Annotated in this window: 22 protein-coding genes; 10 read left to right on the top strand and 12 right to left on the bottom strand. The window is 36.0% G+C overall.

Annotation, left to right across the window (positions count from 1 at the left end; all coding sequences use genetic code 11):
* The 3 genes from JGH11_RS03825 to recO all read right to left on the bottom strand — a co-directional run.
* A partial coding sequence (locus JGH11_RS03825; RefSeq protein WP_201110245.1) for a DUF2851 family protein occupies window positions 1-1251 on the bottom strand: 1251 nt, incomplete at its 3' end.
* Between the two features lie 50 nt (window positions 1252-1301).
* Entirely contained in the window at window positions 1302-3095 is a 1794-nt protein-coding gene (locus tag JGH11_RS03820) for a hypothetical protein (protein WP_201110244.1), read from the bottom strand.
* A gap of 4 nt (window positions 3096-3099) precedes the next feature.
* Window positions 3100-3822 carry a DNA repair protein RecO gene (gene recO / locus JGH11_RS03815; protein WP_201110243.1) on the bottom strand — a complete coding sequence of 241 codons (723 nt, stop codon included), beginning with the start codon at window positions 3820-3822 and terminating at the stop codon, window positions 3100-3102.
* Window positions 3823-3975: 153 nt separating this feature from the next.
* On the opposite strand from recO, the gene JGH11_RS03810 reads away from it, so the two are divergent.
* The 3 genes from JGH11_RS03810 (at window position 3976) to JGH11_RS03800 (ending at window position 6138) form a co-directional block, all read left to right on the top strand.
* The gene (locus tag JGH11_RS03810; protein WP_201110242.1) at window positions 3976-4605 is read left to right on the top strand and encodes an HAD family phosphatase; all 630 of its coding nucleotides are present in this window, start codon (window positions 3976-3978) and stop codon (window positions 4603-4605) included.
* Window positions 4606-4624: 19 nt separating this feature from the next.
* Window positions 4625-5566, top strand: a complete 942-nt coding sequence (gene ribF / locus JGH11_RS03805) for a riboflavin biosynthesis protein RibF (RefSeq protein WP_201110241.1) — start codon at window positions 4625-4627, stop codon at window positions 5564-5566.
* Between the two features lie 251 nt (window positions 5567-5817).
* The gene (locus JGH11_RS03800; protein ID WP_201110240.1) at window positions 5818-6138 is read left to right on the top strand and encodes an RNA-binding protein; all 321 of its coding nucleotides are present in this window, start codon (window positions 5818-5820) and stop codon (window positions 6136-6138) included.
* Between the two features lie 42 nt (window positions 6139-6180).
* Here the strand turns inward: JGH11_RS03800 and lpxB are convergent, their stop codons facing one another.
* Window positions 6181-7326 carry a lipid-A-disaccharide synthase gene (gene lpxB, locus JGH11_RS03795; RefSeq protein ID WP_201110239.1) on the bottom strand — a complete coding sequence of 382 codons (1146 nt, stop codon included), beginning with the start codon at window positions 7324-7326 and terminating at the stop codon, window positions 6181-6183.
* A 7-nt stretch (window positions 7327-7333) separates the two neighbouring features.
* A complete protein-coding gene (surE, locus tag JGH11_RS03790) occupies window positions 7334-8107 on the bottom strand; it encodes a 5'/3'-nucleotidase SurE (RefSeq protein ID WP_201110238.1) in 774 nt (257 codons plus the stop codon).
* A gap of 234 nt (window positions 8108-8341) precedes the next feature.
* Here surE and JGH11_RS03785 point away from each other — a divergent pair, with 234 nt between their 5' ends.
* Window positions 8342-9988, top strand: coding sequence for an alkaline phosphatase (locus tag JGH11_RS03785; protein WP_201110237.1), 1647 nt, complete (start codon window positions 8342-8344; stop codon window positions 9986-9988).
* 74 nt (window positions 9989-10062) lie between these two features.
* Here JGH11_RS03785 and JGH11_RS03780 read toward each other — a convergent pair whose 3' ends face one another.
* Complete coding sequence (locus JGH11_RS03780) at window positions 10063-10587, bottom strand: hypothetical protein (RefSeq protein WP_201110236.1); 525 nt, start codon at window positions 10585-10587, stop codon at window positions 10063-10065.
* A gap of 310 nt (window positions 10588-10897) precedes the next feature.
* Here JGH11_RS03780 and JGH11_RS03775 point away from each other — a divergent pair, with 310 nt between their 5' ends.
* From JGH11_RS03775 to JGH11_RS03750, 6 genes are all read left to right on the top strand, one after another.
* Window positions 10898-11290, top strand: coding sequence for a hypothetical protein (locus tag JGH11_RS03775; RefSeq protein WP_201110235.1), 393 nt, complete (start codon window positions 10898-10900; stop codon window positions 11288-11290).
* Window positions 11291-11296: 6 nt separating this feature from the next.
* The gene (locus tag JGH11_RS03770; RefSeq protein WP_201110234.1) at window positions 11297-12208 is read left to right on the top strand and encodes an FAD:protein FMN transferase; all 912 of its coding nucleotides are present in this window, start codon (window positions 11297-11299) and stop codon (window positions 12206-12208) included.
* A 9-nt stretch (window positions 12209-12217) separates the two neighbouring features.
* Entirely contained in the window at window positions 12218-13504 is a 1287-nt protein-coding gene (gene rsxC, locus JGH11_RS03765) for an electron transport complex subunit RsxC (protein ID WP_201110233.1), read from the top strand.
* Entirely contained in the window at window positions 13491-14570 is a 1080-nt protein-coding gene (locus JGH11_RS03760) for an RnfABCDGE type electron transport complex subunit D (protein ID WP_201110232.1), read from the top strand. The genes rsxC and JGH11_RS03760 overlap by 14 nt, the downstream gene beginning before the upstream one ends.
* Before the next feature lie 95 nt (window positions 14571-14665).
* Window positions 14666-15046, top strand: a complete 381-nt coding sequence (locus JGH11_RS03755) for a DUF3796 domain-containing protein (RefSeq protein WP_201110231.1) — start codon at window positions 14666-14668, stop codon at window positions 15044-15046.
* Between the two features lie 3 nt (window positions 15047-15049).
* The gene (locus JGH11_RS03750; protein ID WP_201110230.1) at window positions 15050-15250 is read left to right on the top strand and encodes a helix-turn-helix transcriptional regulator; all 201 of its coding nucleotides are present in this window, start codon (window positions 15050-15052) and stop codon (window positions 15248-15250) included.
* A gap of 55 nt (window positions 15251-15305) precedes the next feature.
* On the opposite strand, the gene JGH11_RS03745 is transcribed toward JGH11_RS03750, so the two are convergent.
* Genes JGH11_RS03745 through JGH11_RS03720 form a run of 6 tightly spaced genes read right to left on the bottom strand, consistent with a single transcriptional unit; the run spans window position 15306 to window position 21449 of the window.
* Window positions 15306-16691: an NADH-quinone oxidoreductase subunit N gene (locus tag JGH11_RS03745; RefSeq protein ID WP_201110229.1), complete on the bottom strand. Its 1386-nt coding sequence runs from the start codon at window positions 16689-16691 to the stop codon at window positions 15306-15308.
* A gap of 18 nt (window positions 16692-16709) precedes the next feature.
* Window positions 16710-18143, bottom strand: a complete 1434-nt coding sequence (locus JGH11_RS03740) for a NuoM family protein (protein ID WP_201110228.1) — start codon at window positions 18141-18143, stop codon at window positions 16710-16712.
* Window positions 18144-18157: 14 nt separating this feature from the next.
* Window positions 18158-20047: an NADH-quinone oxidoreductase subunit L gene (nuoL, locus tag JGH11_RS03735; protein WP_201110227.1), complete on the bottom strand. Its 1890-nt coding sequence runs from the start codon at window positions 20045-20047 to the stop codon at window positions 18158-18160.
* Window positions 20048-20053: 6 nt separating this feature from the next.
* The gene (nuoK, locus tag JGH11_RS03730; RefSeq protein WP_201110226.1) at window positions 20054-20377 is read right to left on the bottom strand and encodes an NADH-quinone oxidoreductase subunit NuoK; all 324 of its coding nucleotides are present in this window, start codon (window positions 20375-20377) and stop codon (window positions 20054-20056) included.
* Window positions 20378-20380: 3 nt separating this feature from the next.
* Window positions 20381-20884, bottom strand: coding sequence for an NADH-quinone oxidoreductase subunit J (locus tag JGH11_RS03725; RefSeq protein ID WP_201110225.1), 504 nt, complete (start codon window positions 20882-20884; stop codon window positions 20381-20383).
* Between the two features lie 28 nt (window positions 20885-20912).
* Window positions 20913-21449: an NADH-quinone oxidoreductase subunit I gene (locus JGH11_RS03720; protein ID WP_201110224.1), complete on the bottom strand. Its 537-nt coding sequence runs from the start codon at window positions 21447-21449 to the stop codon at window positions 20913-20915.
* Between the last annotated feature and the right edge of the window lie 9 nt (window positions 21450-21458).

The raw sequence follows: 21458 nt of genomic DNA, 5'->3' as shown, positions 1-21458 counted from the left end.
TAATTGATGTCCTATTCTACAGAACAAACATTTTCGAGGTTCACAATATTCCCGCTTCAACTGGATAATTGCTTGTGAATCGGCGGCATTTCTTAAAGGCATTTTTAGTTTCTCAAATCGCTTAGTGATTGAGTTTTTCTCGGGCTTCAACAATTCTAAAAAACGCAATGCTCGTTCACAGTGGACTTCGCTGTCGATACTTTTTCCATATAAGAAAAGAATAGGGGCGACTGTATTTATAATTATAATATCAAGTGATGAGTCGCCTATATATTTCGATTTTCGTTCAGACGTGGCATCAAAAGCAAAATGTGTCTGCCAGTATTCCGAGGCATTTACATGAAATATTAGCCTGATTCGTTCCACATCTTCTGATGCAGTGATCTTAGAGAATAAACCATGAGAACTATGCAATAGTGCCGCCAATTGCGCGATCCTTATTTGAGGGAAAGCTGTAGGCCGCATTCTTAAACTTTTGAAAATATAAGATTCTAACGGTTTCAAATCATATTTATTTTTCAAAAACTCATATTCTTTCTTTAAAAGTAAGAAATAATCATCTTTAACCTTCAAATTATCCAATATACCTGTTTGACCGAATAGAAGAGCTTCTATCTGAATAAGATTATCTCCTTGTTTTTGTATATACTTCAAAGGAAGGCTTAAAGCCAATCGTTCGAATGAATCGGAATTCAATCCAAATCCGAAATTTCGCGAGAGGATAACATAAAAAACATCTTCCCACGAATTGTTGTATCTTTCGAGGAGTTCTTGTATATGATTCGCTTTTCTTTCGAGTCGTTCAATTAGCAGAGCATTCATCCACGAATTAAGGTGGAATGAGTTTATCGAAGGGATATGGTTACAACAAGGAATGTCGGTATTGGAGTGGATCAGAAATTCGTAATTTTCTTTTATCTGTTCGGGATAAGTAATCTCGCATTGTATAATAGGCTGTCCCAGTTCGTTGAAGACTTCGCAATTGGCTTTTTCTACCACATGAAGAATAACAGAATTGTAATTTTTACTGGTATGATGTTTATGTTTCACCCATTCGTCTGATGTCCTATGTATCTCGATATTTCCGGCCCACATTTTATCTCCTATTTTGACCTTTGCGTTGAAAAAATCAGGGCCTTCATCCGTATTAGGTAATCCTACATCAATTACTTCAATTGGTTGTCCTGAATTTGTTGTAAGGCCTTTCTGAAAGAGCCTGAATTTCCATACATAATGTAGAATATCTTCCATAAACAAATTGGTTAAGGGTGTTGTTTTTTAGAACATAGATGATGAGGTTCTTAAAGTCCGGTTATACCCATCTTCCTCATCAGGAAACTAGCATTCATATTTTGGGCTATACCTTCTCTTATCTTATATGTGAATGATAGTTGTTCGTCTTTTATATCAGCTTCGAAACGATAATTCTTTATTGCATTAGGAAATTCTTGTTCCAGACTCCCCAGCAGAAGGTCGTGTGTGGCAATAATGCCGTTACCATTGAGCGAGACTAATTGCCTCATCAGAGCTATGGAACCTTTTTGTTTATCTTCGGAATTAGTTCCTTTTAGTATTTCGTCGAGGATAATGAATAATTGCTCTCCTGATTGTAGACGGTCGATAATCATTTTTAATCGTTTCAGTTCGGCAAAGAAATATGATTCATTATCGGTAAGAGAGTCTGAGGTGCGCAAATTAGTTACCAGTTTATATGGATAGAATTTTAGCGATGATGCACATACCGGTGCTCCCGCACACGCAAGAGTCAGATTAATACCGATAGTTCTCAGGTATGTACTTTTTCCTGCCATATTAGCACCTGTAACTACAAGGAAAAAAGGCTGTTTAGTTATTGTGACATCGTTGCGAACACAGACATGTCTGTTTAACATAGGGTGCCCGATTGCTTTACCTTCAAATATAAAGGTATCTGATACTTCGGGATAGATATAATCAGGGTTATTATAGGCAAAGATACCAAGTGAAACGAGGCTGTCGACTCTAGCCAATACTTTAAACCAGTTAGCAATATTGTCTTTATGAAACAGAATCCATTTTTCTATTTTTATGGAGTAGATGATATTCCAGAAAAAGAAAGGATTTAATATGAGTAGCCCCAATATATTGAATGATTGATCAAGATTATTACTCAGCGATTTTAATTGATGTATTGCCTTTGATGCTGATTGCCCTTCGTTAATCTTATTTTGCAACTTATTAAGTAGCGCTGAGTCGAACTTCTCTGTTTCTATTATCTTGAATAGGTTAGAATATGTTTCCAGGGTTTCTATCCTTTTTTCAAATAAATCTGATTTTTGTTTTATGTCTTTTAGTACTATCAGGCTCAGTGCGAAAAATAGAGTCCATAGCAGTCCGAGTACAGCAAAAGGAATTAAGCCTAAAGTCGCTAATATTACAACAATAATTGATGCGGAGGGAGTGATATAGATAAGATATCTCCATGAGCTTTTTGTCAATAATTTAGTTTGCATGAATTGTTGTGAGAAATAATGTATATTCAAACCTTCCGTTTCTACCATTTGTCCTATTGCCCTGAAGTGATTCAATAGCTCTGGCCTTTGGCTTAGTTCTTTAATGGCTTCTTGTTGAGCTATAATATCTTCTTTCTTTTCGAAGGGGTAGAGTAAACTATCTGCCAATCGGTCTTTGCCAAATAAGGTAACGGTACGGTTTATTGATTGAAAGATAGAGTGGTTTCCAAACATATCAAGATCCACACTGTAGCTATGGCTTGGATCGGCTTTCTCTGCAGCTCCGTCAAATGCTGAAAAATCATACTCGATGCCTTTCAGTTCGTTTTCGGCATTTGATATGAGTAGTTCACAGTATCGCTTTTTTAGAAATAACTTATTGTGATATTTCATGAAGAATAAGTAAATAACGATGGAAACACCAATACAAGTTAGAACTATAGACGTATTACTCCACATGATATAGCAAAGAGCAATACAAACCAATACAATTATCAATCGGATTGTACCCACCTGAAATATCTCATTCTTTAATTTCGATAATGTAATCTTTTCAGTGTTAATAAGGCTTTTATACGAATCTTTTATTTTTTCTATAGTCATGATTTCAAAATAATTCATGTAATACATCAAGTGATTTTAGTGCTGGAAAATCGTAAAGATGCAGACGGTAGTACTCAAGTATACGGTTTATTATATTAATTCTGTCTTGCCTTGCAAAAACAAAGTGATGCATATTTTCATACGATATACGTGCCAAAAGAGATAGAGACTTACTATCATTTCTATTCAAAAAGTGTTTATGTAAAGGCTGGTATGCTACAAATTCGCCATTTATCATGTCGAATAGGTTATTCTCCTTATATTCTTCAAGATTTGGGTAGAAGCCTAGAAAATGGCTGAGTTTGAGCATAAATACTAGATGGAAATTTGCTATGCTTTTGTCGGTCATTTCTAATATTTGAACAGATTGATCCAAAAAGCTGAATAGCAATTGGCTGTCATTCGTGTCTCTTAATACCTTGGATAGAAACTCAGATAAGAAGAAAGCCATTGATGTTTTGCTCAAATTTCCGGATATATCGTATAGGAAAAGATCGGAACGAGCCTCACGTACACGTTGAATATCGCGTGATGCCTGATGTTCGACTTCAAGGTCAAGTATAGCTAGGGGAGAGAATAACGATTTTGGTGTTTTGGTATTTTTTCCTTTCGATTTTGATACCATATAGGTGATCCGTCCGAATGATTCTGTAAATATCTGGACAAGCACATACTTATCGCTATAGTTGATTGTATTTAAGACTAAACCTCTTGTTTTATAGAGCACCTTGAATCAAATTTAATGTTAACAAAAATACAAATACAAATTTGAAAACGGCGACTCTTAATGAATAAATAACTAACTTCGTGCCATTATATATCTATAACGATTGTTCTTTTACGAAAAACTGAAAAAATTACAGATAATTGATATTGTATTATGAGCAAAATTATAAAAAACATACTGTTCGACTTCGGTGGTGTAATTGTAAGCCTTAACAAACAGCAAGCTTTGGATCGTTTTACCCAGATTGGCTTTCCCAACATAGAAGAATATTTGGGAGAATTTCGGCAAAAGGGGATATTCTTAGAATACGAAGAAGGTAAAATATCACCTGAAAATTTTTATAAAGAGTTTAGAAGATTATCAGGTAGTAATGCTACCGATGCCGAAATAGATTCTGGATGGTTAGGCTTTCTTGCCGGTATACCCGAATATAAATTTCAACTGCTGAAGGACCTCCGTAAGAAATATAATGTTTATTTGTTAAGCAATACGAATCCCTCTGTTATGAAATGGGCATTCTCCAAAGACTTTTCTCCTGAGGGCTTGAATATAGGTGACTTTTTTGATAAATGCTACTTATCTTATGAAATAGGCTACGCAAAACCGGATCGTGAAATTTTCGATTCTATATTAGCGGATGGAAAGATGGATCCTTCCGAAACACTATTTCTCGATGACGGAAAAGCGAATATTGAAATAGGACAAAAAATGGGTTTCCAGACTTATTTGGCAAATCAGGATGAAGATTTGCGAAAAGTATTCACAGACAGAGGTCTTTTATAAATAATAAGGATAGAAGTATATGTTGCTTATCGATAAAGAACATAAATTGGAACATACACCATTGGTGGCTACTATTGGCTTTTTTGACGGAGTACATACAGGTCACCGATTCCTTATAGAGCAGGTGAAACAGGAAGCAGCTAAAAGAGGATTGCCTTCGGCTGTTATCACCTTCCCCATACATCCTCGAAAAGTATTACATGCAGATTATCAACCAGCCTTACTCTGTGGGTTTGACGAGAAAATAGAACGATTGTCATCTACTGGTATAGACTATTGTATATGTCTTGATTTTTCAATCGAGATATCAGAGTTGTCAGCCCATAACTTTATGCAGGATATTCTGAAAAAGACCTATATGGTAGACATTCTTATTATTGGTTATGATCACCGTTTTGGACATAATAGGCAGGATGGTTTTACCGATTATAAACGATATGGAGATGAAATGGGGATGGCTGTTCTCGAGGCTAAAGAATTGCCGGGGAACGAGCATGTCAGTTCTTCTCGAATACGTACTCTATTAGGAGAAGGAGACGTTGAAAAGGCAGCAAAACTTTTATCATATAATTATGCAATATCGGGGAAGATTGTGGAAGGCTTCAAGGTTGGGCGTACAATCGGATTTCCTACAGCTAATATTCAGGTATGGGAAACATATAAGGTAATACCTGCATTTGGCGTGTATGCTGTATATGTACATGTGGATGGGCTACGATATGACGGCATGTTATATATTGGAAAAAGACCTACGTTGCATAATGGCGATAATATAAGTATCGAGGTCAATTTGTTTGGGTTTGACGGTGATCTGTATAATAAGTCACTCACTACAGAATTTTTGGAATTTGTACGTCCTGATGAGAAATTTATAGACATCGATACGTTAAAAGAGCAAATAAGGAGAGACAAGGATACTGTAATAAGTGTTATAGAAAATTATAAAAGGTTGAAATCTTGAAGATTTAGTGTGTATATTCTGTAATAAAACGACAAAATACTAAACTAAATGAAAAAATGTTACTTAAAATATTAAATAACTGAATTTTATTTCTACATTTGCTATTGCATAAGAGTTCTTAAGTGTAGTTTAAATTTTTCTTCTCAAGTCATTTCCCTTCGTTGGTAACCTTTCTTGTTTAGTTTTTTTTAGCCCTTTTATTTACATCTTCTGCATAAAGTATTTATTTTTTTAATTATTATTTTTTTACAATGAACATTTTTATTGCAGGGTTGAGCTACAGCATCAACGACAATGATTTGAGAGATCTATTCACAGAATATGGAGAAATCTCTTCAGCAAAAGTTATTATGGATAAGGCTACAGGCCGTTCAAAAGGCTATGGCTTTGTTGAATTGGCTGATGATGCAGCTGGCCAAAAAGCTATTGAAGAACTAAATGGTGCTGAATACGACGGAAGAACTATTTCCGTATCTGAAGCTCGTCCTCGTACAGAAGGTGATCGTCCTCGTAGAAACTTCGATAACAATCGTGGTGGAAACGGCGGTGGATTCAGAAGACGTGAGTATTAATCAGAATCACAGATAAAATAGAAAAAGAGTTGTAATTATGGATTACAACTCTTTTTGTTTTAGACTGTCTGTAATAATACTTGCTGCATGTTCGGATGCGCCGGGTTCCCCTAATGTGTTAATTATACAATCATAATTGGATAACATATTATTCCGGTATGCTGCGTTATTTAACAATTTATCCGTTTCGTTACGGATTGCTTCTATAGAGAAAAATTTAGCGAAAAGTTCCTGTACTACAACTTTATCAGCAATTAAATTTACTAGCGATATATATTTGGTATGTAATAGATTCTTAAATACCCAATAAACTACATGGGGAATAGGGGTTTTGTAGCATACTACTTGTGGAACTCTGAATAAGGCTGTTTCAAGAGTTGCCGTGCCCGATGTTACTAAAGCTGCTTCTGCATATTGGAGAACACGATACGTTTGGTCAAAGACTATTTTACAGGGATTTGTACCCATGTATTTCTTATAATAGTCCGCTTCTATAGCCGGAGCACCTGCAATTATCGGTTGATAATCAGTGAATTGTTCTATCGCTTTTAGCATGGCAGGGAGATTATCTTTTATCTCTTGCTGACGGCTACCTGCCAATAAGGCTATGATTGGTTTATCATCCAGCATATTTTCTGTTATAAATTTCTCCCGCGAATCTTCTTTGTTTTTTTCTCTGAAATTTGCGACAGCATCTACCACCGGGTTACCTACATAGTCGATTTGATAATTGTGCCTTTTATAGAATTCAACCTCGAAAGGCAGTATTGAAAGCATCTTATCTACATACTTCTTAAATGATTTAACCCGATACTCTTTCCAAGCCCATACCTTTGGAGATATATAATAATATACGGGTATCTGTGTATGAGTTTTTATATATTTAGCGACTTTCAGATTAAAACCGGGATAGTCGATCAGAATAAGAACATCAGGCTGAAATTTAATGATTTCTTCATTACACATTTTCATATTGCGAAGAATAGTCCTAAGATTAAGCAATACTGGTATAAAGCCCATGAATGCCATTTCCCGATAGTGTTTTATCAGTTTGCCGCCTTGAGCCGCCATGAGGTCTCCTCCAAAAAAACAAAACCCAGCGTCAGGATCTTGTTCCTTTAATGCTGCCATCAGGTTAGACCCATGTAGGTCGCCTGAGGCTTCTCCTGCAACTAGAAAATATTTCATATTTATACTAAACTAAATTTTCCCATCTTTTTATAGGCTCTATAAGGTCATGATTGGTCATATCAACTTTTACCGGAACTACCGAGACATAACCATGAGCCAAAGCCCACTCGTCTGTATTTTCATCATGAGGCTCATCGTTCGAAAACTCACCTGTAAGCCAGTATATTTGCTTGTTTGCACCATCTTTCGATTGCACAAACTCAGCAACCCATTGCCCTAAAGTTTGACGACAGATCCGAAGACCTTTTATATCGTTTCCTTTTGGTATATTTACGTTGAGACAAGTTCCAGCAGGCAAACCTTCTTTCAGTACTTGTTCTGTAAGTAATCTTATGTATTTATGAGTCTCCGTGAAATCCGCATTGTGACTATGGTCTAAAAGAGAGAAGCCGATAGAAGGAATCTTAAATACTGCACCTTCTATTGCAGCTCCGATTGTTCCCGAATATAGAACAGATACAGCTGCATTCGAGCCATGATTGATACCCGAAAGAACTATATCCGGCTTTCGTTTGCAAAGTTCATTTATTCCAAGTTTTATACAATCGACCGGAGTGCCGGTACAGGTGTATATCTTCAGATCGGGTTCTTCTTCGATCAAATGTACGCGCAGTGGTTGTAAAGATGTTATGGCACTCGACATACCCGATCGTGGGCCGTCAGGTGCTACAACTATTACTTCTCCTAATCCTCTTACACTTTCTATGAGTGCTTTAATTCCTTTAGCCAGATACCCGTCGTCGTTTGTTATCAGTATCAAAGGCTTTTGATTCTCCATTATTTTCGTTTAAAGGTCTGAACCTATTTTATTAATTATTCAAGTAAATATAAAAAAGCTATTGTATTTTGCCGCTTTGGAAGTATAATTAAATAGCCTCAATAGCTTGCTCTTGTAACTTTTTTGTTAAGAAGCAAAGATACATGAATAATTTTAATTCTCTTGCTGTACTTTTGTGTTGTCAACTTAATAATTTGTAACTTTGAGTTCCTAAATTAACAAAATCTAAAAACGATGAGAAGAATATATTTGAGCTTGTTGCTCTTCTTTGTATTTTCGGCAGCCATGTTTGCGCAGCAATATCGCAGGCCGGTAAAGCCGACCAAGAATTTGATAGTGATGATTCCCGATGGAACATCTATAGGTGTAGTTTCAGCTGCACGTTGGTATCAGATTTATAATAAATTAGGAGGGGATAATCTGGCAATTGATCCTTATCTCTGTGGAACAGTAAAGACTTTCTCATCAAATGCCCCTATTGGAGATTCGGCCCCTACAACATCTTGTTATATGACTGGGATGCCTCAACGTTCGGGAAATGTATCTATTTATCCGGAAGCTGATCCTGAAAAGGATTTAGTTCCTGTTGATCCGGAAATGGCATATCAGCCCTTATCTACAATCTTGGAAGCTGCTAAATACCAGCAAAATAAAGCAACAGGTTTAGTTGTCACAGTTGAGTTTCCTCATGCAACACCTGCCGATTGCTCTGCGCATCATTATGCTAGAGGACGATATGATTATATTGGTTCTCAAATGGCATATCAAAATCTGGATGTAATGTTTGGTGGCGGAAATTCAATTTTGACAGACGATATAAAAGAACATTTCAAGAATACAGGTACTAAGCTTTTTCAAAATGATATAAAGGCTTTTAAAGAATTTAACGGAAAAGAGAAAGTTTGGGCACTGTTTGGTGAAAGAGAGCTACCTTATGATTTAGATAGAGACCCCAATATAGTTCCCTCTTTGCAGGAAATGACAGAGAAGGCATTAGACCGATTGTCTCAAAATGAAAACGGCTTTTTTCTAATGGTTGAAGGCAGCAAAATCGATTGGTCGGCACATGGTAATGATGCCGTTGGTTGTATTACCGAATACTTAGCATTCGATAAAGCGGTAGCTTCTGTAATGGAGTTTGCCAAAAAAAATGGAGAAACAACTGTTGTTATTATGCCCGATCATGGTAATAGTGGATTTACCATCGGACGTCGCGATCTTAAAGGTTATGATAAAGCTTCTTTATCTGACCTGTTTAAGAATGTATCTAAATTTAAGAAAACAGGAGAAGGTTTGGAGCGTATATTATTAAAATCTAAACCGGAAGATTTTAAGGCTATCTTTAAAAAATATACAGATATAGACCTGAATGAAGAAGAATTAAATTTGCTATTAAGCTCGAAAAACTATAAAGAGGCCGATTATATGAAAGTGAGCAATAGTGTAAATATGGGATCTAGTATTATAAATATTATGGATTCTCATACATATTTTGGCTTTACTACAGGCGGTCATACCGGTGAAGAAGTATTTTTGGCTGCTTATCATCCCAATGGAGATATTCCGGTTGGTATGAATACAAATGTGGAAATCAATCATTATCTGCGTGCGGCTTTAGGTTTATCTACATCGCTCGAGGAAATGACAAGTGAAATCTTTGCGAAACATACAGATGTTTTTAAAGGAATGGAGTATACAATAGATAAATCAACTGATTTTCCTGTTTTGAAAGTGAAGAAAGGAAATACCACATTAACTATTCCGGCATTTAAATCGGTGGTTTATCTCAACAATCAACCAATTGCATTGTCTTCTGTAGTCGTATATATCGATAAGAATGATACATTCTATTTGCCAAAAAGTCTGGCTAATAAACTTTGATAATTGAAATAATTCTTATTAGGAATAAAAAAAAGGACTGATTTACTCAGTCCTTTTTTATTATTTTCTTTATTCTATCGCCCAAGGCTTATCATATTTACAGAATCGAGAACAGTAGCCATCGTTCCTTTATGCAAATAGTACCATACAGGGTTTTTTGCTACGGGTTTTACCGAAGGATCAGGCTTATAGAATGTTCTCTCTATTTCGTTGTCACATGAGAAATAATCTCCAAGATCTATATCAGAATCATCTTTACTGGTTGCAATAAACATTCGACCGTCTACTACAAAATAGCCATATGGCTTTTCTCCGGCACAAAACATATTACTCCATGAATTATCTATAGCAGTAACATCGAAATACAGTTGGCCTCCTTTCTTAAAAAAGGCTATTTTAGTTGCCGGCCACAAGAAACCCTTGTTTTTACGCAATATCATATTGTGTATATCGAAGGCTACAAATTTGACAGCTTCATCTTTGATTTCAATATAAGTAAGAGTTACATTCTTATCTTCTATTTTTGTTTTAGGAGGATTAGCAAACACTTGTAATGTGCTAAATATTATGAAAATAAAGAGGATTTTAATTTTAATCATATTTAATATAGGCTAGTTTGGATGCAAAAATATAAAACTTTTTAGTTTAAGCAATGAGAGACGTAAATTTAAAAGGATGTTTAAGGAAGTTTTATAGTCAAGTTTATCTATATATGGATGATAAGGTCGGATATATTTTATGAGACATTTCAATAATAGATTAAAAAGAGTACAAGTTTGTCATTTTTTAGTTAAAAAAGGAATGGCCGAAATATAATAAGTTAACTGATTTCTTTTCTTCAAACTAATATTTTAAATTTGTGGCGAATAAAAAAAGGGAATCGTAACTACTTAATAATATGGTTGAAATATGACTGATTTTATACAAAATATAAAAAAAATTATACTTTTCCTATTCGGAGTCATTCTTATCATTTGGGGCTATAAAGCTAATGCCACAAATAATGAGGCAAAGATTGAAGATGAGAAAGAAAATACGTCTCAGGAAACTGAAATTGTTCCTCTTGTTCCAATAGAAGAAGAGATAAATATAAAAACAGAATCAGAGCCAGAACAATTAGAGAAAAAAGTAGTGGAGGAAACAAAGCAAACTACTCCGCTGCAAACATCTCAACCTGTTTCTGTTAAACCTTCACAGAAGAAGACTGCTGAACCAAAAACTGAAGAGCCGAAAAAGGTTGAAGAGACTCCACCGATAGTGATAGAGACTGCTACACCAGAGGAATCTTCCGGAACTGAATAAGAGGGAATGGATTTGTTATACAAGGCTCAAACACGATTTTTATTCCATGCACATATAAAAATAAAGATATCAGCTTTTTATAGTGATGATATCTTTGACGAACTGTTTGCTGTATTGGAGAATATCGATAAAAAATACAATTCATATCAGGCAGGATCATATTTTGATCTGATAAATAAACACTCTGGCATCTTTGTAGATGTAGATGATGAAACTATAAGGATACTAGATAAAGTTATCGAACTGTCTAACTTTTTTGACGGTAGATATGATATCACCATTATGCCCTTGATTCGGTTGTGGGGATTTTATAAAGATGTTCAGCGTACCATTCCTGCAAGTCACGAAATAGAACGAGTGAAGCCCTTGGTCAATTATCAAAATATCGAGATAGAACAAAATAAAGTACGTATTGCTAAAAATCAGGAAATAATAACCGCTTCATTTATTAAGGCGTACGCTGTAGATCGGTTAGTAGAAAAAATGATACAAATGGGTATTTCTGATGCGATAATTAATGCAGGAGGAAGCACAATAAGAGCAATTACTAATGAGTTACATCCGACTTGGTCGGTTATAGTAAGAAACTCAGAGGATGATGAACACCTATTCAGCCTGGATATTAGTAATCAGTGTTATTCTACATCATCGCAAGTGAAAACATTTGTAGATATAAATGGTCATAGATATGGCCATATATTAAATCCTAAAACAGGATTTCCTTCCGAAGTAAAGCAAGTAGGTATAATAAGTGACGATTGTATGATTGGAGACATTCTGTCTACAGCATTATTTAATGAAACAAAAGAGGGCTTTATTAAAAAGATGAATCTTTTATCTGCAAATTATCATGTCGGAGGCTTTATGATTGATAGAGATAGTGAGATAGTGTATACACAAGGTTTTCTAAATCCATAATATAAAATTATGATGCACATTTTTTCGATGAAGAGGAAGACGAAAAAGATGAAGATTCGATCTGTCGAAGATGCTCCCATTTTTTATATTCCTCTACAGAAATATTACGGAAGTTTGCCGGAGCCTGTAATAAAGGTGGGTGATAGAGTAAAAAAGTATCAATTGATTGGACGCAGCAGCAATCTCATCCCTGCTAATGTGCATTCGCCAGTGTCAGGTACAGTTATGGATATAAAGGAAATGTTACAATCGGATGGACTCTTGACCCTAACAATTATAATCAGTAATGATTATCAAGAAGAGTCTATTATACCCCCCAATGATACAGTAGAAGACTATTCTGTTAGGGAATTGATACAACTGATAGAGGATGCAGGAATAGTAGGAGAGGGTGGTGCTCAATATCCGGCTTCATTGAAATATAAGCTTGAGGGAAAGGCAATTCATACATTTATAATTAATGGAACGGAATGTGAACCCTATCTGACCGCCGACTATGCTCTGATGGCAGAACGGACAGAAGAATTATTTAAAGGTATCAATATTGTAAATAAAATACTTTGTGCAGATGATGTTGTGATCTCCATTGAAGAGCAGAATAAAGACCTGCTAAAAGTATTTACACCTTATTTGCACAAAGAAGAATATAGGCACTTTCGTGTAGTTATACTACCAAACGAATATCCGCAAGGAGGGGAGTTACAATTGATAAAATCTGTAACAGGTATAGAAATGCCACGTGTGCAACGGCCTCGTGATGTAGGAGTTATTGTAAGTAATGTAGGTACTGTTTATGCGGTATATAATGCAGTCGTTAATCGTTACCCGGTTATAAGTCGTATAATAACAGTCTCGGGAGAACAAGCCGATAATACCGGTAATTATGACGTTAAAATAGGAACTCCTATAAGCCATTTGGTAAATATACTTGGAATATCTCTCTTAGATAAAACGGTTGTACTTGGCGGTCCGATGATGGGGCGCAATATTGCAGATTGGAACATTCCAATATCTAAAGGTTCATCAGGCGTTTTGCTTTTTCGGAAGGAGAAAGTAAAACGCAGCAATTGTATTTCGTGCGGATACTGTGTCGATGTCTGTCCAATGAATTTAATGCCGATGAAGTTTGAAGAAAATTTTCGGCAGAAGAAATATTTCAATCTAGAGAAGTACAGCATTAGTAATTGTATCGAATGTGCTGCATGTGAATATATTTGTCCAAGTAACGTCTCTTTGATCGAAAGTATAAAAGAGGGAAAAATAAAACTAAAGCAATTAGCCGATGCAATACAATAAAATAGTTTATGCTCCTTTTGTAAGAAAAGGTATTAGTACAAGTCAGATAATGACAGATGTAATAATTTCATTATTACCTTGTGTTGCAATATCGTATCTAGCTTTTGGTTTTGTACCCTTGATGGTTATTTTAGTTGCTGTAGGCAGTGCAGTAGTCGCCGAATTCTTTTTTTCTACAATATTCTTCAAAAATACCGATTCTATTGCAGATGGCTCTGCTATTATAACAGGAATATTGTTGTCTTTTACTATTGCTCCTTTCACGCCACTCTATGTTGTTGCATTTGGAGGTGGGATGGCGGTTATATTCGGTAAATTGTTGTGGGGAGGCTTGGGATTAAATATTTTCAATCCAGCCTTGGTTGGTCGTGAGTTTATGGCTGTGTTTTTTCCTGCAATAATGACCTCAAGAACAATCTGGTATGATAAGACCGCTATTAATGTGAGTGAAATTAATTTGTTTGGAGATAAGTTTTTCGATCAGTTAATATATAAAGCATCGGGTGCGATAGGTGAATATTCAGTATTGTTATTGATATTAGGAGGACTGTTCCTTTTGATTCGCAGGAGAATTAGCTGGCATATACCAACAAGCCTATTAATTGCTTTTTCGGTTCTGTTATTGTTTTTTTCTTATTTCACTGATTATAAAATTCAATTTTCTCTCGGAGGATTGTTATTGGGGGCAATCTTTATGGCGACAGATATGCCTTCGAGCACATCTACAAAGTATGGAAAATTATACTATGGGGCTATGATCGGTATTGTGGCTATTATTTGTATACTCAATGATGTTAAATATGAATATATGTCTTATTCTATTTTACTGCTCAATGCTTTTGTTCATCCTATAAACTGGGTGTTTCGGCCGAAGGTATGGGGCGAGAAACTGGATATATATGCTCGTTTGTGGCAGGGAGTGTCTGTAACGGGAGCAGTTTTGATTACAACTTTCTCTGTGATATATTTACATCATCTCGGAGCTATCATGTATTTGCTATTTATTTATATTCTATATTGTATTATTCGTTTTATCGCAAGGAGTAGTAAGGTTGATAATTATTAATCAGCTCAAATATTCTTAAATTTATAGGTGATATATTTGTCACGTCTATAAAAAGTGATATATTTGTCACGGTATAACAATAAATAAATATTATTATGAAAAATACAGATAAACAAGTAAGGTATCCAGCCAGATGGATGTGGATCTTAGGTTTCTGGGGATTTGGCGGATTAAGCTATTTTCAAACGGGTGATACTAGCAAATTATTTATGCTATCATTTTTTGCATTTTTCACTTACTACTTTATAAATAAGATTACAAAGGAGAAACATGATGAAAGAATGTTAGAAAATCATAATAAGGCTGTTTCTAGATCAAATAAAATACCTTTACTCGCTTTGTTTATAATAGGTATAGCTCCTTCTTTTTCTAATTCTGTTTCAGGAGAATTCTTCATATGGATCAGTGCTATAGGGATCGCTGTCTATGTGCTTACTTATGCTAGCTTTTTCTATTATTATGAACGTTATACTTAAAAAATGTCAGAATTTATAAGTCATCTCAAAGAATACCGTTTAATAGCAGGATTAACTCAGGAAGAACTTGCAGATAAGGTGAATGTCCGCCGCGAAACGATTATTCGTCTCGAAGCGGGAAAATACAACCCCTCGCTTAAGTTGGCAATTGATATTTCCCGTATTCTAGAAACTCCGATAGAAGAAATCTTTGAATTTGAATAAATGAAAAAGAGCAGACTTATTAGCCTGCTCTTCCTATATTTCTGAAGATTGTTAGTTATAAACTCAATCCCATAATAAGATCAGGGAAGACTCCTAGCAATATATTAAGAGCAATTGCAATAACTCCAACAGCTTTATATTCGAAAGGAACTCTTAATCGCTCAGTGGTTTCACCCTCTTTAGTAATCATTACATTGGCCACTCCAAGATAGTATGTTACTGCTATCACAGAGTTTAATATACCAAATATAACCAGTATCAAATGACCTGTTTCTAACATTTGGTTGAATACAAAGAATTTGGCGAAAAATCCGGCAAAAATAGGAATTCCACTTAATGAAAGAAAAGCACATATAAGTGTTCCTGTTAGAACCGGCTGACGTTTTATCAGGCCATAGAAATTGGAAATGTCTTCATTATCTTTACCTCTGCATACTCCTAATATGACAGCAAAAGCAGCTATCCCAGCTAAGCCGTATGCCGCAGCATAATAGAGTACTGTATTTGCTGAACTTCCTACAGCGAGTAAGGTCATCATCATGAATCCGGCGTGTGATATACCCGAATAGGCCATCATGCGCTTAATACTAGATTGTTTTAGAGCGGTGAGGTTACCTACTGTCATAGTGAGTATAGATAATATTATAATAGCTGTTTGATACGCTGGTGTAATGCCTGCAGATAAGATACTTACTAGTTTGTATAATGCTCCTATTGCAGCAACCTTAACCAAGGTACTCATCATCGCTGTAACCAATGTTGGTGAACCTTCATATACGTCAGGCGCCCAGAAATGGAACGGTACGACAGAGGCCTTAAACAGCATACCTACTGAAATCATTAGAAATCCTATGTTGAACCAGATTGGAGTATTAGAGAGCATAGAACTGATTTGAACTTCTCCAATATTAAAAGATCCAGTTGCTCCATATACTAATGCGATTCCAAAAAGAATGAAACTGGAAGCAAAAGCACCCATGATGAAATATTTCATTCCGGCTTCATTACTCCTCAAACTTTTAGGTTCACTAGCAGCCAATACGTAAGCTGCAATAGATAGTACTTCTAATCCTATAAAAAACATAGCAAAGTTTCCGAAAGAAACCATGGCAATAGCTCCAGCAAGCATAAATACCTTGAGTGCTATATAATCGGCTATTTTTATAAACTTATCCTGATAAAATTTAGGACTCATTGTAATAATGAGGATGGCAAGGACGATAAACAAAATGGAAAATCCTTGTGAAAATCCAGTCGTTATCACCATGTTGTACTCATCTGCGTCTATAAAAGGTGAACCCAGATAAAATTCGGTAACAGTCATACCTAATACTGCTATCAGTCCTAGTAGAGTGACAGGTATAAGGATTTTTCTTAAATTGAAAATCTCTAATAACAGGCAAATTATTCCTAATCCCGAGATGGCTATCAATGTACTCATTATATTTCTGACTAAATTTTATCTATTAATATACATTACAATTTCCTCTAAGCTAGAAGATACTAAATCTGTAACCGGTTTCACATATACACCGAACAATAGTAATACTGCTATAATAATGGAAAATACGAATATTTCAGTTTTACTTAAATCAATGAAAGGTGTTTTAGATGGTTCACCTAACATTACATTTTGGAACATACGTAGCATAAATAATGCTCCAAGGAAAAGAGCTGTTCCAATTGCTAAGGCATACCAAAGGTTTACTTCGTAAAGTCCATACATTATCGTAAATTCTCCGATGAAGTTAAATGTCAAAGGAACTCCTATCGAAGATAATATTGCAAGGAAGAATGCCACTGTGAATTTAGGCGTATGCGACGATAGTCCTCCTAGCTGATTTATTGATAATGTATTAGTTCTGTTTTGTATTATATCTACAGAGTAGAACAATCCGACAATTCCAAAGCCGTGCGCTAAAATAAGTACAACTGCTCCTTGAAGTCCATCGTATGTCAAAGCATATGCTCCGGCGGCAATAAATCCTACGTGCGATAACGAAGCATAAGCCATAAATCGCTTAAGGTCATTTTGTCTAAGAGCCATTATTGCACCGTATATAACCCCGATTATACATAGGATGACAACTACATTTCTTAGCTCTTGAGCAGCGTAAGGAGTTGTTGGCAATTGCCAGCGGATAACACTGTATGCTCCCATTTTGGACATAAGGCCAGCAAGTAGCATTGTGCCTACAGCAGGAGCCTTCTGATATACATTCGCCTGCCAAGTATGGAACGGGAAAATAGGTATCTTAATAGCGTAAGCCAGAAAGAAGGCCAGAAATATCCATATCTGTTCCGTATTACTTAGATTAGCATTATAGAATGCTTCGAGTTGGAAACTTCCTGTTTTTACGTACATATATATAATTGCGGCCATCATAAACAACGAGCCTGCAAAAGTAAAAAGGAAGAATGTCATGGCTGCCTTACGACGTTTGGCCATCTCTCCATTTCCCCACAATATAATAATGAAGTATATAGGGATAAGTGACATTTCCCAGAACACATAATACAATAGTGCATCGCTGCTCAAAAAAGCTCCTGTCATGGCAAAAGCCATAAACATAATGAGACTGAATAACAACTTCTCATTCTTAAACTCGCGATTGTGAGCTGCTAGTATAATTATAGGCAGCAGAATCGTTGTTAGTAATATCATGGCTATTGCTAATCCGTCAGCTTTCAATGAAAATGAAATGCTTGGATTGCTAATCCATTGTATACTGTAATTTGTTTCAGCTGCTCCAAATTTAAGACAAAGGGCTACTGAAAAGATCGCTGCTGCAATACTAAAAAGTATGGCTACCTTAGAAGCAAATCTGTTTCCTGAAAAATAAGTAAGAATTGCACCTACTAATAATATGATTAATATAATAGCGATATTCATGTTTCTTTAAAATTTTATACAAGAAATAAACAGATTATTAGAGCACTAAAACCTAAAACAAAGAAGAATAAGTAAAACCCGAGACTTCCGTTTTGCAATTTCTTAGCCGAAGGTGATAGTGATTCTACCAGGCTACCTCCTCCTTTGAATATAGCTTTGATGCCTTGCTCAATATATTTATCAAAGAAATCAGCTAAAGAATAAAGAGGTTTTACAAACAAAGCATTGTATATTTCATCTATATAATACTTCTTGTAAAGTACCTTAGCAAAGCCGGTAATCTTATTATCTTCTTCGGGTGTTTCGGATTTTTTTATGTATTTGTTGTAAGCCAATCCTAAACCAATAAAAGCAATAATGGTGGATATAACCATCGTTGTGATTTGTGTACCCAATGAAGGATGGTCTGCAGTGGCGATTCCCGGTAGAACAGGCTCTAAATATCCGTTTAGCCAGCTAAGTCCAAATGGTAAACTGATAGCCCCTCCTGCAAAAGCAAGGAATGCTAATATAGTTAATGGCGTAGTCATTGATTTTGGTGACTCATGCAAATGTTTCTTTTGTTCCTCAGTACCTCTAAATTCTTTGAAAAATGTAAGGTAAAGTACACGGAACATATAGAATGCTGTGAGCAAAGATGCTAGAGCGGCTATTACCCAAAGTATTTTGTTGTGCTCGAATGCGGTCAACATAATTTCGTCTTTCGAGAAGAATCCGGCAAAAATAGGTATTCCCGAAATAGATAATGTCGAGATTAAGAATGTGAGATATGTAGTTCGCATCGAACCTTTAAGTCCTCCCATTTTACGCATATCCTGTTCACCTCCCATGGCATGTATAACAGAACCTGATCCGAGGAATAAACAAGCTTTGAAAAAAGCATGTGTTATTACATGGAATACAGCAATATGATATGCTCCTAGTCCTAATGCAAGAAACATGAGTCCTAGCTGTGAAACAGTGGAGTAGGCTAACACCTTTTTTATATCTGTTTGCGCAATAGCTATTGAAGCTGCGAATAAAGCAGTTATCGCTCCAACGATGGCTATTAATGTTTGGATATCTGGAGTTAGGTCAAATAGGAAGTTTAACCGAGTCACCATAAATATACCTGCTGTAACCATTGTTGCGGCATGTATCAGCGCTGATACAGGTGTAGGACCTGCCATTGCATCGGGGAGCCACGTATATAAAGGTATTTGCGCACTTTTTCCTGTAGCTCCGATAAATAAGGCAAAAGTAGCGACACCAAGCAATGCTGAAACTTCTGGATTTGAAGTTGTCGATACTGCTGTTTTAAGGGTGTCGTAATCTACAGTTTTAAACAGGTAAGCTAATGTAAATATACCGATGAGGAACCCAAGGTCTCCGATACGGTTCATTATAAACGCCTTCTTCGCAGCATTGTTATTTTCATGATTTCTTGACCAGAATCCTATCAAAAGATACGAACATAGACCTACACCTTCCCATCCGATAAACATTACCAACAAGTTGCTGCCCGCAACAAGTATAGTCATGAAGAAGATGAAAAGATTGAGATATGCAAAATAACGATCTATATTCCTATCATCGTGCATATATCCTGTAGAGTAGATATGTATTAATGCTCCTATACCGGTCACAAATAACAACCATATAAGGGATAGTTGGTCTAGAGTAAATGACAAATCGGTCGTAAATTCATTTAGGGATATCCATTGAAAGAGGTCTACCCTGATGGCTTCACCCGTAGAAAGTATCCGAATGAAAAATATGAGGGATATAACAAAACTGATAAATACGGCCGTAGTGGCAATTATACCGGGTAATGTTCTTCCCAAAAATCTTTTACCTACCAGTAAATTGATTAAAAAACCAATAAACGGACTAAGCAGAAGTAGTAGTACTAATATTGTTTCCATCCAGATTTATCCTTTTAAGTTTTTTAATTCATCAATATCGATGGTGCCAATATTCCTGTAAATTGCTACAAGAATGGCTAGTCCGACGGCAACCTCGGCAGCAGCTACTGCCAGCGAGAAGATAACAAATACCTGTCCGCTGCTATCCTGATGATACACAGAGAAGACGGTGAGCAGCATATTTGCCGCTGCAAGCATTAACTCTACCGACATTAGCATCACAATGGTGCTACGACGGTACAACATACCAACTACACCTACACAAAACAACAGTGCGCAGAGATAGATGTAATTGTCGATACCTACTTGTTCTAATATATTATTCAGCATAGCTTAAGCTTTTTTTTCTCTTTTTGAAATCAATACGGCTCCTATCATTGCTGTGAGCAATAGTATAGAAGCAAACTCAAACGGAACAAGATATTCGTTGAGTAATACCTCACCAATAACATTTACCGATTGGTAATCAAAACCCTCCGCTTTGTATGTTTCTATAACGGGAGCTGATTTTAGTAGCGATGCCAGCAATACTATTCCCATCAGACATGCTGATATGGTAGCTGCTATACGGCTTATCACTTTCTTTTTAGGTTCGTGTTGCTCACTCAGATTCATTAGCATCAGGGTGAACAGTAATAAAACCATAATTGCTCCGGCATAAACAACAACGTTTACTACTGCCAGAAATAATGCATTCAGCAACAGAAAATGTCCCGAAATAGAAAAGAAACAGATAATCATATACACTGCACTATGTACAGGGTTTTTTGACATAACAGTCAAAATAGCTGTTCCCAGTGTTATGGCTGCCAGAATATAAAAAATTATTGTAATCATATTATATTAGTTATCTCGTAGCTCTTTATTAATCATATTTTCTAGCTTTGGCATCTTCTACGGATATCACAAGTTTATCTTTTCCGTAGATAAAGTCATTCCTTTCTAGTTTAGGTTTTACCAGAAGCTTCGATTTGGTAAGGAAGATAGCCTCTTTCGGACACGCATCTTCGCATATACCACAGAATATACAGCGCAACATATTTATTTCATAAGTAGAAGCATATTTCTCCTCCCTGTATAAATGCTCTTCACCTTTTTTACGTTCGGCTGCAACCATAGTAATAGCTTCAGCTGGGCAAGCTAAAGCGCATAAGCCACAAGCTGTACAACGTTCCCGCCCTTCTTCGTCACGCATCAGCACGTGTTGCCCACGGTATACGGGGCTGAACTCGCGTTGTTGTTCAGGATACTGGATTGTATTTTTCTTTGCGAAAAAATGTTGAATCGTAATCCAGAGGCCTTTTACTATAGACGGTAGATAGATTCGCTCCATAAAAGTCATCTTTTTGTTGGTGACCTCCGTTTTTCTTCCTGATAATGATATATCTTTTATTGATGACATCTCAATTCC

The sequence above is a fragment of the Dysgonomonas sp. Marseille-P4677 genome, from assembly GCF_016652235.1.
Classification (GTDB): Bacteria; Bacteroidota; Bacteroidia; order Bacteroidales; family Dysgonomonadaceae; genus Dysgonomonas.
The sequence above is the reverse complement of the archived record's forward strand: the minus strand, read 5'-3'. Positions and strand labels throughout refer to the sequence as shown.